The following is a 16,205-nucleotide window of genomic DNA, read 5'->3' as shown; positions in this document are numbered from 1 at the left end:
GCCCAGAGTCAAATCCACAGCCCAGAGGCCAAATCCGCGCTCATCCGCCCCATCGACCAGCTTCCCCCCATCCTAGCCCAAAAGACGGGACTCTAAGCGGCAGCGAAGTTGAGCGGGCGCAAACGAACGAAGGCCTCGTCTCCGAGAGACGAGGCCTTCCATTTTCTTGGCGAAGCCAGTCAGACTTCACCGAGAGATCCAACGCTCACGCGTTGCGATCACAAGCTCGCCTGCTTCCGGCCGGCATCGTAACGGAAGGAGTGCACTCCGGACTCGTCCGCATCCCTGAGCAGGGAATTTTCGTCGATATAGCCCGCCGACGCAAACGCTTCGTCGCTGACCGATAGCACCAGACCGCCCTCGCTGACTCCCACGATACGATCCGCGCTCACAGCGTAATAGTCGAATCCCTGGCCTGTAGGGCTCGCGAAAGGCGGGGCTTGGCGAACAATGACATAGGGGACGTCTCCCGTCTCCATGTCCACGATCCAGTCATGTACTTCGCCATGGCTCTCGCCACTCGTTCCTTCCACGCGACGTCCCACCAGATCCATCATCGCGAACTCGCCCGAGCGAACTTCCGTTTCCGGATCGCGTTCGGTCTGCAAAGACTCCTCGTCGAGACGGGGGTACTTCTCCAATTCCTCCGCCGCGAGCGACGTTGTCAGGTTGAAGCGATCATGGTTCGAGATCGAGATGTCGTCGAACCCGATATAGTGTTCGCTCCCTCCCAGTCCTAAGAAACCGGTGCCTACCGATAAACCTACGATCTCCTTCTCTTCGGTCGAAAACACGAGTTCGTTGATCACGCCCGCCTCTTCACCCGATTTCAGCTTGAAGTCCATACCCTCGATGCTGCGGGCCGTCATCGCGGTCTTGGCCGCATCCTGGCTCCCTTGGGCGGACCGTCGAGCATCCTCCGAATTCCCGGCAAACAGGGAACTGGCCGCCAACAAGGCGACTGCGGTCAGGGCGCCCTTAGTCATATGAGTTCGTTTGGCTGTCTTGTATTTCATCATATCCTCCTTGGTTTAGGTTCAATGCCGAGCCGCAACGACCGCGCCACCGCAGTCAAAAAAACGGAGCAAATCGGCCTAAGCCCTTGGTTTTCCGGATACTATAAAACGCAATTTTTCCGGGCCTTTCTCGAAAGCAAAACGTCTCCGTCTATAAGCGCCCATCGCATTTGCAGAAGTCAAAGCGCGCCTGTGCATCCTGCACCTCACTTTCCCGCCTCGCCACCAAGCCCCCTTCCGGTACGACAAAAACGCCATCGCTCCGCCCAACGGATACAGGCCAGAACCCCGTATCCGCCCCAAGACTACTCGAAACGGATTACTCTTATTAAAGTGTCAATCCTTACCTCTTGCGGTCCAACCGTTAGCGCAATCGCAGCGAGGTTCGCCGCCCCTTTTCCTCCACCTCCCTAAAGCGTTCCTCAAAAACTCAACCTCGCCAACCGAGACGCGGCTCGGCAATCTCCCCCAACTGGCCGCCCCTTTCGCCAGAACAAATTCCACCCAACTCCCGCCCCGCCCCAACATGCCCGCTTTCGCCAATCCCTTCGTCGCGCTCGCCACCCTGCTTGTCGCCACTCTCCCCCTCCGAGGCGACGAATCCCCGTATCCAAACTACAACACAAGCCCCCAGCCCGCCGACTCCAGCGGCATGGAGAACCTCGCCCCCCAGATCGCCAGCAAGATCCAAGCTGGCTGGAACCTCGGCAACACCCTGGAAGCAGTTTGGTGGGACGGAGCCACCCCCGACCCCGCCACCGGCGAAACCATCTGGGGCAACCCCATCGTCACCAAAGAGCTGATACAGCTCGTCAAAGCCAGCGGCTTCCAGGCCATTCGCCTTCCCTGCAGCTGGGACCAATACTCCCACCCGGAAACCGCCGCTATCGACCCCGCCTGGCTCGAGCGCGTCGAAACCGTCGTGCAGCACTGCATCGACGCCGACCTCTACGTCCTGCTCAACATCCATTGGGACGGAGGTTGGCTCGAGCGAAACGTCACCCCCGAAAAGCAAGACGCCAACAACCACAAGCAACGCGCCTTCTGGGAACAGATCGCCACCCGCTTCCGCGACTTCGACCAACGCCTCCTCTTCGCCAGCGCAAACGAACCCCACGTCGAAACCGCCTCGCAAATGGCCGTGCTCGACAGCTACCACCAGACCTTCGTCGACGCCGTACGCGCCACCGGCGGACGAAACGCCTACCGCGTCCTCGTCGTGCAAGGCCCCCTCACCGACATCGAGCGCACCGAGGAGCTCATGGACACCCTCCCCGTAGACACCGTGCCCAACCGCCTCATGGTCGAGGTCCACTACTACACCCCCTACAACTTCGCTCTCATGACCGAAGACGAAAGCTGGGGAAAACAATCCTACTACTGGGGCGCCAACTACCACTCCACGACCGACCCCAGCCGCAACGCCACCTGGGGCGAAGAAGCCCTCCTCGACGACTTCTTCGGTCGCATGAAAAGCAAGTTCGTCGACCAAGGCATCCCCGTTATCCTCGGGGAATTCGCCGCCATCCGCCGCAGCCACCTCACCGGCGACGACCTTGCCCTCCACCTCGCCTCCCGCGCCTACTACCACGACTACCTCGCCGAAAAAGCCAACCAGCTCGGACTCATCCCCTTCTACTGGGACACCGGAACCCTCGGCAACCACGGCTCCGGCATCTTCGACCGTAGCGCCCACACCGTATTCGACACTCAACTACTCGAAGCCCTCACCCAGATCGAAACCGTACCCTACTGGGAAATCGCCGCCCAAGCCTACGACACCGCCTCCAACCCCGACGGCGACTGGGCCACTACCTTCATGGAGAGCTTCCTCGGCAGCGATCCCCACGACGCCAGCTCCATCCCGCCGCCCCCCAACTTCGCTCCCGACCCCGAAGGCCGCCTCACCTACACCCTGCACCGCTTCTCAAAGAACCCCGGCCAAATCAGCTTCGAAGGCTCCGCCGATCTCATAAACTGGACGATACTCGAGATGCAGCTCACCGAAGACTCCGAAACGCGCCTCAGTTTCGTATCCACCCATCCACTACTCGAAAGCGAGACGCGCTTCGTCCGCCCCAAGCTCGCCAAAGAGTAGAGGCGAGGTTTACCCCTCGTCCCGCAACGCCCCCCATCCATTTTCTGGGAACGAGAGCTTGCGCCTAATGGCAACTACTCATTTCGTGTAATTGTTCACAACAAGCGCCCATCCTCTAACCCACTCCTCCCTCTCATGTTACTCCGCATCGTCCCCGCGCTCCTGCTCGCCCTCTCCCTCCTCAGCCCAGCCCACGCCTACAAGTGGGAAGACATATCCCCCGACGACCTCGCCGCCACCGAATGCGAGCTCGATCCCAGCGCCCCCGCCGAGGTCCTCTACAAGGAAATCATCTACGATCTCACCGACAACAACATTCGGATCATCAAGTTCCACATCCGCACCAAGATCTACGACAAGAGCGCCCTCGACCAAGCCCGCCGCACCAAGTTCTGGTACTTCAACTACTACAAAGCCGCAAACATCGACGCTCGCGTCATCAAGCCCGACGGCAGCTACATCGAAGTCGAGGAGAAGGACATCGTCACCCAAACCGAGAGCCGCAAAAACGGCGACACCCTCCGCTCGACCACCATTTCCATTCCGCAAGTCGAAGTCGGCGACATCGTAGAGTACCGCTACCGCAAGATCATGGACGAGTACTACTACCTGCCCAAGGACGAAGTCTCCTTCCAGGAGGAATGGCCCATCCGCAAGCTTCACCTCAAGATGAAGCCCTACGTCTACCGCGGCGACGGCTTCAAGTGGACCTCCAACCGCACCGGCAAGCCGCTTGAGAAAAGCAAAGGCGGCTTCTACGAAATCACCCTCGAAAACCAGGAAGCGTATCCAGAAGAGCCCTACCAAGCCCCCGATAGCGACGCCCGCTCCTGGTTCGCCTTCTACAACGTGACCTCCCTCAAAAGCGGCGACGACTTTTGGAGAAGCGAAGGCAAGCGCCTCTATCGCGAAATGCTCTCCAAGACCAAGGCCGACAAGGACATCGAAGCCAAAGCCAAGCAGCTCGCCGCCGGCAAGAAAACCGAGGAAGAAAAGCTGCGCGCCTTCTACGACTTCTGCCGCTCCGAGCTGATCAACGCCTACCACGGCGCCGCCGACCGCCTCACCAGCGAGCAGCGCGACGAGCTCGACACCAAATGGTCCGCCAGCAAGACCCTCTCCAAAGGCTACGGATACCCCCTCAACATCAACACCGTCTTCTGCGCCCTGGCCCGGGCCGAAGGCATCGATGCCCGCCTCGCCTTCGCCGCCGACCGCAGCGAGTACCGATTCACCAAAGTCATGGAACAGGTGGACATCGCCCTGCCGCACTCCCTCGTCGCCATCAAGGACGGGGAACTCTGGACCTTCCACAACCCCGGAGCCAAATACATGCCCTTCGGCCAGCTCGACTGGATACACGACAGCGTCGGCGCCCTCGTCCCCGACAAGAAGGAGCTCATCCTGATCCGCACCCAAGCCGCCACCCCCGAGCAAAACACCGCGACCACCACCGGCGAGCTCGAGCTCAGCCCCAACGGCACCCTCTCCGGCTCCCTCACCCTCACCGCCACCGGCAACAACGCCCTGCGCTTCAAGCAAGCCATGGACCAACGCAGCGAGAACGAGCGCAAGGAAGGCATCGAAAAAGCCCTCCACGAAATGTGGCCCAACGCGGAAGTCGAAAACGTCGCCATCGAAAACGCCGACCACACCTTCGCGCAGCTCAAGATCACCTGCGAAATCCAGATCCCCAGCTACGCCGAAGTCGTCGGCGACCGGCTCTTCTTCCAGCCAAACGTCGAACAACGCTACGCCGAACCGGAATTCCCCAGCCCCACCCGCAAGACCCCCATCTTCTTCGACTTCAAGTACCGCGAAGTAGCCGAGATCTCCATCAAGCTCCCGGACGGCTACGAGCTCGAGGCCCCCAGCGCCCCGCGCCCCTTCGAGATTCCCGGCTTCATGGACTACTCGCCCAAGCTCGCCCTCAAGAAGAAGAGCAACGTCATCGTCTACAACCGCACCCTCGACTTCATCGGCGATAATTACCCGCCCGAAGCCTACCCCGCCATCAAGAAAGCCTTCGACGACCTCATCGCCCAGGACCACCACGCCCTCACCCTCAAAAAGGCGGACCACCACGCCGACAACAGCTAGCCCAGTCCCCATGAGATTACCGCGACCCATCGCGCTCGTCCTCCTCTCCACCCTCGCCCTCTGCTCCACCGCAGGGGCGAAACCCAAGTACCCCGACTGGCTCAGGCAAGCCGCAGAGCAGCCCGCCCCGCCCCGCAGAGCGGACGAAAAGCCCACCTTCGAAGTCCTCTGGGACGAGGCCCACTACGAGATCCTCGAGAACGGCCGCGTCAAACAGACCATACGCTACGCCATCCGCATCCTCGACCTCCAGGAACGCTGGCGCGCCAAGGCCAACTGCTCCTACTACTCCTCATCCGCCACGCGCCCCAAGATCAGCGCCTGGACCCTGCACCCCAACGGCGACGTCCATAAGTACAAAAAGTCCGACGAAAAGGAACGCAGCAACTCCTCCTACCTCACCCTCGAAAGCGAAGTCCGCACCGTCACCGTCGACGGTTGGGACGAAACCCGCACCGGCGATGTATTCGCCTACGAATACACCACCACCGAATCCACCATCTTCACCCAATACTACTGGGGCTTCCAGAGCAGCGGACCCGTGGCCCTCTCCCGCATCACCGTAAGCGCGCCCGCAGGCTGGACCATCGACCAGACCTACTTCGACGCCTCCCCGCAAAAGACGCGCGACGGCAACACCGTCACTTGGGAACAGAAAAACATCCTCTCCAAGAAATGGGAGCCCCACAGCCCCAGCTCCGCCGCCAAACGCGAGCACATGCGCATCGTCGTCGCCCCGCCCCCCGACTCCCGCCTCCGCTTCTCCAGCCTCAACTTCGAGACCTGGGCAGACCTCGCCGCCTTCCAGGCGAAGGTATCGGACCCCATGGCCGAACCCACCGCCGAAATCGCCGCCAAAGCCCAAGCCCTCACTCAAGGCGCCGCCAGCGAATGGGAGAAGATCCAAGCCCTCGGCGAATACGCCAAAGCTATCAACTACGAGCACGTCGGCCTCGAGCTCGGCAACGGCGGCGGCTACACCCCGCGGCCCGCCAGCGAAACCTTTCGCGTCGGCTGGGGAGACTGCAAGGACAAGTCCACCCTCCTCCGCGCCCTCCTCTCGGCCGTCGGAATCGACTCCTACGTCGTCTCCCTCAATGCCACCGACAACGACTACGCCGACGCCACCCTTCCCGGCCCCTTCTACTTCAACCACTGCATCACCGCCGTGCAAGTGAGCGACGACATCCAAGCCCCCGCCGTATACGAAGACGAAAGCCTCGGCCGCCTCCTCTTCATCGACCCCACCTGGAACAACAGCCCCATCGGCGAAATCCCCTTCGAAGCCCAAGGCGGACTCGCCGTCGTCGGCAAGCTCTCCCCCCAGCCCCTGGTCCGCCTCCCCCTCACCACCCCCGAACAAAACAAGATCAGCCGCAACATCGTAGCCGAACTTTTCGACAACGCCAGTATGCTCGGCCGCGTCGCCACCACCCGGCACGGCCAGTCCGCCGTCGCCGAACGCCGTCTGCTCAGCCGCCTCGACCGCAAGGAATACCTCGAAAGCGTCGCGGAGCGCTACGCCTCCAGCGGCAACCCCAGCCCCGTCGTCAAGGTCATGGAAGAAAAGGACAACCTCCTCGGCGACCGCAGCTACCAGACCACCACCGACTTCGCCTTCCCCGGCTACGCCAAGCAGATGCGAAACGTGCTCATGATCTTCAAGCCCGCCCTCCTCGACCGCATCGTCGACAACCCCTTCAGCGAGACCGAGCGCACCCTCCCCGTGCGCCTGCGCGCCCGCATGCTGGAAGAAACGGCCAAGATCTATACGCCCCTCGGCTACGTGGCCGACGAATTCGTTCCAGAGGTGAGCATCCAGACCGACTTCGGTAGTTACAAAACAACGACGCAGTTCGACGAAAACGACAGCCAAATCATCTACACCCGCAGCTTCGTGCAAAACGACTGCGTCGTCCCCCTCGACCGCTACGCCGAACTCAGCGAATTTTTCGCAGCCATCGTCGAAGCCGAACAGACCCCCGTAGTGCTCGCCCGAAAGTAGGGGTGTTCATCACCCTTTTTGCAGGGAGACGCTCTTCGAGCGTAGGGCTGGGGCCATGGGAGGCGTAGCTCGGAGAGCGAAGGCTGCTCCCGCCTCAACGCGGAACGAACACCATAGTTCGGTTCGGCAGCTTCGATTCGTCGATCTCCGAACCGGACACGATCGCGCCATCCGGGAACCGATAAAAAGTCGTCGCAAGGTTCCAGCGCGGCCCCACCGCGTCGTAGGCGCTGCGCGCCCTGCTCAGGAAGCCCCCATCCAAATAGCCCACCAACATCCGCGTCCCCGCCGGCAAGGTATCCAAATTGTCCCGACTCAACTCGTTCCCCTTGCGAACCCTTCCGTCCAAAAGAAAATAGATCGTATCCGCGTCGTTGTAGGCCCCCGCCGCGATTTCCCAGGCGTTCTTCCCGTCCTTCCCAATCTCCTGGACGCGATCGCTTCCGCCTTCCCGCTCGGAATCGCGATTCGCGATCGTCACCCGCGTCCCCGCCGGCAAGGAGCCCCAATCCCTAATTTCGCTCCCCTTACGAGTCGTCCCATCCGGAAAACGGTAGATCGTACCCGCCGCATTGTATTGCTCCCGGGCGATATCCCAGGCGGAACGCCCCGCACGGATCACAGCAGAGTCATTCGTATCCACCGCTACACTACTCGTCCGCGACTTCGAAGCGGCAGGATCCGGCCCGTACAGCACCCGCTCCAAGGCCGCGTCCGCGACCACCAGCCGTCCCGCCCGCACGTCCGGATCGAAGGACGGCTTCTCGTGCAAGCCAATCTCCGCCCGCAAGCTCTCCCGACCCAAATACATCGCGCACCGCTTGCGCCCGCGATGCGGCTTCGGATGCCAGCGGTTGGGCCGCCCATAGGCGACCATCGAATGCGGCAGCACCCTGCTGTCCGGCAGCTTGTACACGCTCTGCAACTGGCGCAGCAGCTCCTTGAGCGCCGTCTTCTGCGCCGCAGTGATCGGCCGGTCGTGGTAGCCCACGATCTCGATCCCCACCGATACCGCATCCAAGTTCGCCCGCCCCTGCCACATGCTGCGGCCCGCATGCATGGCGATCCGCTTGCGATCGATGATGCGGTAGACCGTGCCATCCGTATCCACTAGGTAGTGAGCTTCACCATACTTGCGCAGCTTGTCCAAGCTGCCCTTCCCCGGCCCCTCCGTAGTGTGGAGGATGATGTACTCCGTCGCCTGACGCGGAGACCGCTCCTTGTTCAAGGGGCTGTAGCGATTGACCAAGGTCAAGCCCGGCAACGAAGCCCCCGCCACGAAGCAGAAAGCCCCCAGCAAGGCCAGCAACCGAAGCGCTCTTAGCTTCCCATACCACATAAGGCCCCCAGCCTAGACGCCCCGCCCCGCATTAAAAGGAAAAATCGTGTTCAGCTACGTCCCGACGATGCAACCACGCAGGCGAACGCTTGCCCGCCCGGGGCTTAGCTAAATCGAAGTATTTCTTGCCAAGAACGCTATACCCGCTGGGTATCCGACAGAGTGGATTGAGATCTCAGAGAATCCAGCCTCCATAATATAAGTCCACGCATCTGCACCGGACTCAGTTTGCACAGCGAGGTTCATATTTCAACATAACGTGAAGGTCAGCGGAACTGGCCCGCGTTGCAACAAGCGCTTTGCTCGCTCCTAATCATTTCTTCCAAACGTATTCAAAATCTTCAGCTACGATTTTCCATATCGTACCATCGTCCCATTCGATCTCATGTCGAAAACCGTCACCTGCGACTAAGAACTGATCGTATCGCCAATCACCGTGCGAATCTCCGACACAACTTAGTTCATAGTTTTTAACCCCTTTGTAGGCGATCTCAAGATGTCCGTCATGGTATGCTCCAAGAAGTCTGAGGTAAATATCTACGGTCCTCACATCTTCTTTCCTTCCTTCTTTAATCTTTAACTCTTCGACCCAAGAATCGTGGGGACATCGATGATCTCGAAAGTCGAACCACCAACCCTCCCTAAGGAGAACGTTGATAGTTGCGGGAAGACGTTCCTTCGAAGCAACAAGGTAACTTTCGTATTTATCGAAGGCCGCTGCGCAATCAACATCACGTTGATCTGAAAGAATGTAACTCATTTATTATTAGCAACGCCGAGCTCAAGCGACAAAAGCTAAGCTATCGTTTGAATTATGTATGTGGTTATTTTCAATTGGTTCGCAATGAGAGAGGCGGGCATTTTCCGAAGTAGCCTGCGCCTTGTTCGCACAATTTTTGAGTTTTTAAGCTCGAAATTTCCAAGCTCGATACGAATCCTTTCGCCCCACTGTTATTCCGTCGATCAAGGTAGAGCTACCCGCTTCCGGGTAGCGCCTCGACGATTTCTTTCCTGCGGTTTTCATACACAGGTCTCCCCTGCCGGGCCGCGCGGTCGCTTCGACGAAGCGTCGTTTATGGTGAGGGTTTCAGATGGCATTGCTCGGGTAACGGGTACTTTTCTATGATCTTAGAATTGGATATGTCTAGGGTTTTCCACATCTGCTTGAACCTCGCCCAATCGCAGCCTTTCTTCCGGCTGCCCTCGTCAAGCGCTCGGTAGTCGATCCAGCCCACAGCGTTGAAGCAATGGCTAATCATGGGCAAGCTGCTGATCCCCCCGTGATCGTTGACGTGACCTCGAAGCCTAGCCCGCAGACTCGAGGCAAGCCACTTCCGGGGCGTACTCCTTTCCTGCCGCATCCAGTCCTTGGACGCCCTCAAGGCGCTCTGGAACTTTGGGTTCGCGCTATTTCTGTCTGTCGAATGTTTCAAATTCTAATCCCGAAATATTTTCATTCTCGACCAAGTAAGAATGATTATCGCCTCCCTTCTGGAAGGTTGCGTCTATTCCATTCAGAGCTTCTGTAACCTCTTCCATCGGCAGGTCCGAACACTCGACTCGAACGATGACCTTCTTTCCTTTGGCTTTTGGCTCCTTCTTTAGCAGGTAGCCTTCCGTTGCGTAGAGAACAGTATTGTACACTCGCTCCTGAAACCTCTCGTACTCCAGGTCAAATCGGTTTTCTGTCCATGGACCATATTCGATGATTTTCAGTATCACCGTGTCATGGTTCATGAGCGTCTCATTTATGGTGACCGTTGGTTTCATTTCTCTGCGAATCTAGCTCAGCCGACTATCGCTTGTGCTCGTTGCCGGCTTCTTGTTCGACCTAGTTCGTTTCTCCATTTTCGTTTCACCATCGACTTCTGATACTTTTACGAATCCGTACCGAGAGTAGAAACCCAAAGCCTTCTTGTTCGTTTCCGCTATGCTAGCGAAAACGCGACGACATCCTACCTGCTCCGCCCATTCGAAAACCGTATCCATGATCTTCGTTCCGAGTCCGGCCCCTCTCTGCTTCGAACAAACCCACACTTGGAAAACTTCAGCGTCTTCCATCTTTTCTTTATCGCGGTAAATCGCTGCAATGCCCGATGGCTTACCGTCACTGAAGGCTATGAAGATCGCTTGTGCGTCTCCTTCTGATGCATCGTCGGCCTGTCTCTTCCAACTCTTGTCCGAACGCTCGAGCGCAACTTCAAACTTGGTGCTGAATGCGCAGGGAGCCTCCTTCAAGGAGCCCAGCCTGACCTCCCTGTAGAGGTTCCATTCCCCAAGCTTCACCCTACGAATTGTTATCATCTTCTTTTTCAACGACTAGCTCTCAGCGCGTGGAGCTGTGCTTGTTGCGAGCAGCGCCTTGATACGCTTTGATCTCTTGATTGAGCAAGTCGGTATACTCACCATCTTCAGCTTACCTCGGTAGGGATTCTGGCATCTTTCCTGTCTTTAGAAATTCTTGATGTCTCCACGCTCGATGAGTCCAGTTCAACGCGTAGTCTTTATGCTTGCCGTCTCGGATTTCGTTCAGAGCAAACTCCATCGCTTTTAAAAGATCCGTTTCAGCCCATTGAACAACGATTTGGGAATACACTCGATCTTTTAGGTCTCCATCTTTTAGGGTAGACGCCCAAGCAAGGGCCTCATCTAGATCTTTTCTCGCAAGGTTCTTTGCAGAATATGCGACCAACCGATCACGTTGTATTCCTGGTTTCATCGCTTGAGATAAATCGAGCGCATCTTGAGGGTAGTCTCTAGAGATCGTATTGATGATAGTTCTTATACCTTCGTCGAATTCTTCGCTCGGAAGCTGGCTTAGCCAATCTATGGCGGCATGCGGATCGCTCTTTGCGATCGATCTAACGATCCGTCTCCTCGCATTCTGATCAAGGCTTGAGGGGGCAACTTTTCTGCCGTCGACAATCCGCAGCATTGGTCCAGACGAATCAACAAACTCGTATTCTTCCAACCAACGCTCTTTGCTACTTTGACCTAGGGAAAGGCTTTCAACGCTTTCACTTGTAGGTAGGTTCTGGCTTTCATGGTCCTTACTGATTGTTTGCTTGGAGGGAGCGAAAATGGTTAGGACGCCGATAAAGGAGCTGAATATGAGAAAATAAATCCACCCGATCTTTGTTTTGTTTCGTTTCACTTCGTCTTGCGTCTAGCTCAGACAACGAGCGCTTGCACACGTTGCCTGCGGCTTCTGACCCCTACTGGTTCGTCTTATCTGTTTGGTTTTTTAATGAACTCCATTTGTTTTGGATGTCTTTGAGAAAGGTCCCAAACCGTACTGATTACCGCTGTCAGTAAGGAACCCGACAGGCTCTCTAAAGACCTCAGTTCTTCGTAGTTAAAGTGGAGACTATATTCATAGAACGTTTTGGGGACAAATAAGTTCTTCGGATCGTCAAGTTCGAATGCTCTAATACGGAAGTCCATCTTCTCTTCATCGGAATGTGCAATGAAATCATTTCTCACTGAATCGACTTTCTGAAATAATAATTTATCGTTCTCGTTGAGTTTGATTCCAATGCTCTTTTTACTCAAAGTAGTTCCATTGCGTGACTTAGTGAAAGGACGCATGAAACTAATCACCATGGAAGCTTCGAAGCACCTAAGTTTTCGTAGTTCTAGTTCGGTGTACTCTTTGTCCGGGTCCCACTCTTCGAGGAGCCAGGTCAATGCCGACATCGAGAACTGTAGATCATCCTGTGATTGTAAGACTCTTAATAGTTGCGATCGGTTTTGGATCAGTCCGTCAAGAATACGCTCTCTTCTTTCATCTTTCATTTATTTGACAACGTCGAGCTCAGACGACGAGCGCTTGCGCTCGTTGTCTGGAGCGCCTGGTTGGCATCTTCTTTCTTCGTGATTTTTAGCCTCTGAAGCTGGTTCTTCAGAGCCTCAATTTCATCGATATCATTTATCTTCCCTACAAAATAAGCATTGAGATCCATAAATCTGATATGAACTGTTAGTCGACCGTTCTTTTCTTCTTCGACTAGAAGTCTACATGCTTCTTCGTCTACTTTGAAGTTCTCGTTTGCTGCGAGCCTTTCTTTGTATTCATCTGAGATAGGCAGTGAGCTGAAATCGTATAGGTCACCGATTGTATAGCGAAAGGTGCATTCCGATTCGCTTAGTTTTATCTTGATCCTCCCATGCCTAGAACCCTCTGTTCCATTCTTTGTTTTCTTGTGTTGAAAATCGGTTGGGAACTCAATTCTCATGTATCCATAGTCTCGTGTCTTTGAGATCGCGGTGAGGCTAAATGAAACAGCTAGAATGTAGAGAAATGCTATCTTCATTTTCTGCCAACGTCAAATCCACACGATGGCGGCTTTGGCCGAGGTTCCAAGTCTGTTGAGGTTGATTTTCATCGGGTCGTTACGTAAGAGGCGAGCGTTTGCCACCATTGTGTTCGATGCTTGGTTAGCACTAGATTCTATACCATTTCTTCAGCTCCTTAGACCTTTCTTCGTTCTCATCAATGATTCGTTTCATTCCATAAGGAAGCTCGGTCGTATCCGACAAATGTGCCAGCTGGTTAAGAAGGTAGAAATAGCCCTCGAGGTGCTTTTCATCTTTTCTTACTTCTTCGTATTTTCTGCATACTTCTTCTAAGAGTTCGAATCTTTCGAAACCCTGTCCTTTCCTAACCAATACAAGATCAAATGCTCCTGACGTGAAACACTCGTTGTGCTGATAAGGCGGAATCTCGCCATAGCCGATAGATTTTGCGATGCCGAGGAGCTCTTCTATTCTTTCTTCTTCCACCATTTCTTTGCTAACGTCGAGTACACGCGGCGAGCGTTTGCGCTCGTTGCCTGCTACGACTATTGTTCTAATTTTTCATTCTTTTGAATCAGCTTCTTCGTAGTCCGGAAGTCCCAAAAGCTGAAGCAAACCCCTTCTTTCTTCTACACTGATTTTTGTAAGTCGATTTGTTGAAGCTCTTCCCTCAACATTGTTTCGTCCACCTAACCAGTTGAAGCCAATCCAAACAACCAAGTTCGTTCCATTGTTGTCCTTGAATCCGATCGTATGTGTTGGAGTTGGGTACGTAGAAAATAGAAGCTCAACCATTCCCTTATTCAGGTCGGACAGAAAATTAGTAAATTTTTCGATTTTTATTGGGTCTGTAATGACCACCTCCTCACGGTAACCGTCTATTTTTGTGTCGTACGTATTTTCGACATGGGCTTCGATCCGTACTATTTCGTTCGGTTTTGGAACGGTTAGGCTTCTCATTGGTACACATCCTAGCAGAGAGGCCGAGAGGACCAATACGATAAGGAGTGCACAATGTGTCGTTCTCATTGGTGATTTCGAAGTTCAGTTTTTCTCTCTTCTTAGCGTGAAAGCCATACGCGTAGGTCATCGCGGAGCGATGGCCGGAGTTGTATGGGCTGCCTGGTTGAGCTTATTTTTTAATAGTTTCTGAGAATTCCTTTTCTTTTCTATTCGAAAGATCATCTAGGTCTAGTTCCGCCATCAATCTGTATCTGATCTCTATCTCACCTTCATTTTCAGAATGAGAGTGTGAGAAAATTGCAGTCACGCTCAAACCTGGAGGACCACATATGATTCTGCGTTGATCGGGTAGGTTGTTGTATCCAACGGCTACCGCTTTGTATGGAAGCTTATTCTTTCTGTTCATGTAATGAAGGGCTTCATCATGGTCTAGAAATCGGTCTATCCAATATTGCTCTACAATTTCTTCCATTTGTTGGTTCGATTTCCGCGACGAGTACACTTGGATGAGTCGGGGTTCACCTCCTTTGTCGCTGTAGACGAACCAGATATTCTTCTTTTTCATTATTTGCTCAACGCTAAGGTGATACGCGGCGACTTGTCGCCGATGTATCGACCGCCTGGTTCTGCTTGATTCTTCGTATGTCGTGAAGGTAGTAGAATGTATCAGGTTTTATCGGGATATCATCGTAACTAGTAATTCCAATGCTAGCGAGTAAGTCGCGGGGAAGGAGAGTTTTCGGAGGTAGATCAATGCTTAGTTTCTTTTCGGATCTTATGGCTTTGATGGAATTCGAAAGCTTACCGTCGAGAGTCAAAAAGATGTCCATTTCATTTCGGCGTGCTGTCCATACATGAAATGCATCAGGCAAATTTTCTTTGCTTCTTAATTTTGAAGACAACGCTCGGAACCAATCTAGGTCGCCTAAGCTCTCTACTTCGAAGTTCGTGAGATTCAGCTCTTTTTTATACTTCGGAATTAACTCTACCGATCTAGGTTCAAGATCAACCAACCAAGACATGAACCCAATTTGGGTGAAATCTGAACCCCCCTTTTTTCTGTCTTTTTTTCCGCCTTTGGAAATAGTCTCTTCAAAGTTGATCGTCGATCTGAACTTGCTCCTGTATAAGGCAGGCGGGCAATCGGAAAACTCACAACCTTCAAATGCGTTCAAATCCGGAGTTCGCATCCTTCCTCTCATCAGTTCGATCTGTATCTCATGGCTTGAGTAAGCCTGGATCCTGCCTTCACGGATGAGTCGACCGATTGTAAACAAGGCATCTATTTCTGATTGCTGCTCTTCAGTGCTACCGGACTTCTTTCGGACGTATCCGACAACTGGATGAGAAACTCTTCGGTCGCCCCACATCAACGAGTGATCTATTGATGCTCCTTCGAGAAGGTCAGAGTGTACTCTGGCTCCGGAATCGAAGAGAACCTTTAGTGGTGCAGATTTCATTTCTTTGCAGAACCGTGTTAGTACATGTAACTCAGTTTCAGGTATCGTGAATTTTGCCTTTGGGTTTGGGGCTGGAGGAGGTCAAAGAAACGTGACTTTTTTGCATTTGGGTTTCGGTGGGCGTTGGGGAGCGAAAAGAGCTTAGGTTTTGCAGGTAAGCTATTTGTGGGAAGGATGGACTTGTGGAATCTGGCTTCTCCTTGAGCGATACCTGAAATGGGGAGCGATTGGCGCTTTGGGGAAAATGCGAACCTGCGTTCGGGGCTTCCGTGGCTGAGTTTCGCTTTTGGCGCAGGGGGTAGTCTGGTTCCTAGGCCTGTGGCGCGGATCGGCGTTGGCGTACCGTTTTTAAATCGCTGGAAGTCGATGGATATTGGATTTTGGTAGAGCTATGGATTGCAGGTTACGGGAAACGGGGCTCTAGGGATTAATCACGAACCCTCCAGGTTTAAGAAACAATTCATCGGTATTGGGTTAGGGGACCAATTGCAAGATGTACTTAGCCATCTGGATCCATATCCAGACGGGAATAGCGGGATGGGGAGAAGCATTGCGGGGTGGGGTTGGAGGATCCTGCAATGCAGGTGGGGCTTCCGCCGTTCGCTAAAGCATACGCCTTCGGGCAAGGCTTCCGCCTTCGCCAAAGCTTCCGCCTTCGCCAAGGCTTCCACCTTCGCCAAGGCTACTGCGGACATGGCTGCGGACAGTTCTGTGGACAGGTCGGCGAGAGCAGGGCTAGGAATTGAGATGGGGCTAGCCTAAATTATTCATGACAATTCTGCTGCGCGACCACGAATCCCGCCCGGAAGTGGGGTTGCCTTGTTTCGCGACCAAAGCGGGGTTTCAACCCAGCCTCGCCCGCGAACCAGCGTCAAACCCACTTCCGTACTGGGCTCGCGAACGCTCGCTACGAATCTCATGAATAATC

The 16,205-nt window shown here is 54.7% G+C and carries 15 protein-coding genes; 3 read left to right on the top strand and 12 right to left on the bottom strand.

Going from position 1 to position 16,205, the window contains the following annotated elements; all coding sequences use genetic code 11:
• Positions 1-218: 218 nt before the first annotated feature.
• A complete protein-coding gene (locus QEH57_RS22265) occupies positions 219-986 on the bottom strand; it encodes a PRC-barrel domain-containing protein (RefSeq protein ID WP_309009004.1) in 768 nt (255 codons plus the stop codon).
• Between the two features lie 556 nt (positions 987-1,542).
• Here QEH57_RS22265 and QEH57_RS22260 point away from each other — a divergent pair.
• The 3 genes from QEH57_RS22260 to QEH57_RS22250 all read left to right on the top strand — a co-directional run bounded on the left by QEH57_RS22260 (position 1,543) and on the right by QEH57_RS22250 (position 7,219).
• Positions 1,543-3,114: a glycoside hydrolase family 5 protein gene (locus QEH57_RS22260; RefSeq protein ID WP_309009003.1), complete on the top strand. Its 1,572-nt coding sequence runs from the start codon at positions 1,543-1,545 to the stop codon at positions 3,112-3,114.
• A gap of 135 nt (positions 3,115-3,249) precedes the next feature.
• Complete coding sequence (locus tag QEH57_RS22255) at positions 3,250-5,214, top strand: DUF3857 and transglutaminase domain-containing protein (RefSeq protein ID WP_309009002.1); 1,965 nt, start codon at positions 3,250-3,252, stop codon at positions 5,212-5,214.
• A gap of 10 nt (positions 5,215-5,224) precedes the next feature.
• Positions 5,225-7,219, top strand: a complete 1,995-nt coding sequence (locus QEH57_RS22250) for a DUF3857 domain-containing transglutaminase family protein (protein WP_309009001.1) — start codon at positions 5,225-5,227, stop codon at positions 7,217-7,219.
• A 94-nt stretch (positions 7,220-7,313) separates the two neighbouring features.
• Here QEH57_RS22250 and QEH57_RS22245 read toward each other — a convergent pair whose 3' ends face one another.
• The 11 genes from QEH57_RS22245 to QEH57_RS22195 form a co-directional block, all read right to left on the bottom strand.
• Entirely contained in the window at positions 7,314-8,558 is a 1,245-nt protein-coding gene (locus QEH57_RS22245) for an N-acetylmuramoyl-L-alanine amidase (RefSeq protein WP_309009000.1), read from the bottom strand.
• A gap of 313 nt (positions 8,559-8,871) precedes the next feature.
• Positions 8,872-9,318 (bottom strand): hypothetical protein, encoded by a 447-nt coding sequence (locus QEH57_RS22240; RefSeq protein WP_309008999.1) that lies wholly within the window; start codon positions 9,316-9,318, stop codon positions 8,872-8,874.
• A 647-nt stretch (positions 9,319-9,965) separates the two neighbouring features.
• Positions 9,966-10,328: a hypothetical protein gene (locus QEH57_RS22235; protein WP_309008998.1), complete on the bottom strand. Its 363-nt coding sequence runs from the start codon at positions 10,326-10,328 to the stop codon at positions 9,966-9,968.
• Positions 10,329-10,340: 12 nt separating this feature from the next.
• A complete protein-coding gene (locus QEH57_RS22230) occupies positions 10,341-10,874 on the bottom strand; it encodes a GNAT family N-acetyltransferase (protein WP_309008997.1) in 534 nt (177 codons plus the stop codon).
• A 100-nt stretch (positions 10,875-10,974) separates the two neighbouring features.
• Positions 10,975-11,712, bottom strand: a complete 738-nt coding sequence (locus tag QEH57_RS22225) for a hypothetical protein (protein WP_309008996.1) — start codon at positions 11,710-11,712, stop codon at positions 10,975-10,977.
• A gap of 74 nt (positions 11,713-11,786) precedes the next feature.
• The gene (locus QEH57_RS22220) at positions 11,787-12,353 is read right to left on the bottom strand and encodes a hypothetical protein (RefSeq protein ID WP_309008995.1); all 567 of its coding nucleotides are present in this window, start codon (positions 12,351-12,353) and stop codon (positions 11,787-11,789) included.
• A complete protein-coding gene (locus QEH57_RS22215) occupies positions 12,350-12,871 on the bottom strand; it encodes a hypothetical protein (protein ID WP_309008994.1) in 522 nt (173 codons plus the stop codon). The genes QEH57_RS22220 and QEH57_RS22215 overlap by 4 nt, the downstream gene beginning before the upstream one ends.
• A 130-nt stretch (positions 12,872-13,001) precedes the next feature.
• A complete protein-coding gene (locus QEH57_RS22210) occupies positions 13,002-13,343 on the bottom strand; it encodes a hypothetical protein (RefSeq protein ID WP_309008993.1) in 342 nt (113 codons plus the stop codon).
• 72 nt (positions 13,344-13,415) lie between these two features.
• The gene (locus tag QEH57_RS22205; RefSeq protein WP_309008991.1) at positions 13,416-13,814 is read right to left on the bottom strand and encodes a hypothetical protein; all 399 of its coding nucleotides are present in this window, start codon (positions 13,812-13,814) and stop codon (positions 13,416-13,418) included.
• A 172-nt stretch (positions 13,815-13,986) separates the two neighbouring features.
• Positions 13,987-14,382, bottom strand: a complete 396-nt coding sequence (locus tag QEH57_RS22200; protein WP_309008990.1) for a hypothetical protein — start codon at positions 14,380-14,382, stop codon at positions 13,987-13,989.
• Positions 14,383-14,395: 13 nt separating this feature from the next.
• Positions 14,396-15,277, bottom strand: coding sequence for a hypothetical protein (locus QEH57_RS22195; protein WP_309008989.1), 882 nt, complete (start codon positions 15,275-15,277; stop codon positions 14,396-14,398).
• Positions 15,278-16,205 lie beyond the last annotated feature (928 nt).

Origin of the sequence: Pelagicoccus sp. SDUM812005 (assembly GCF_031127875.1) — a bacterium.
GTDB lineage: Bacteria > Verrucomicrobiota > Verrucomicrobiia > Opitutales > Opitutaceae > Pelagicoccus.
This window is presented reverse-complemented; position numbering and strand designations above follow the sequence as displayed.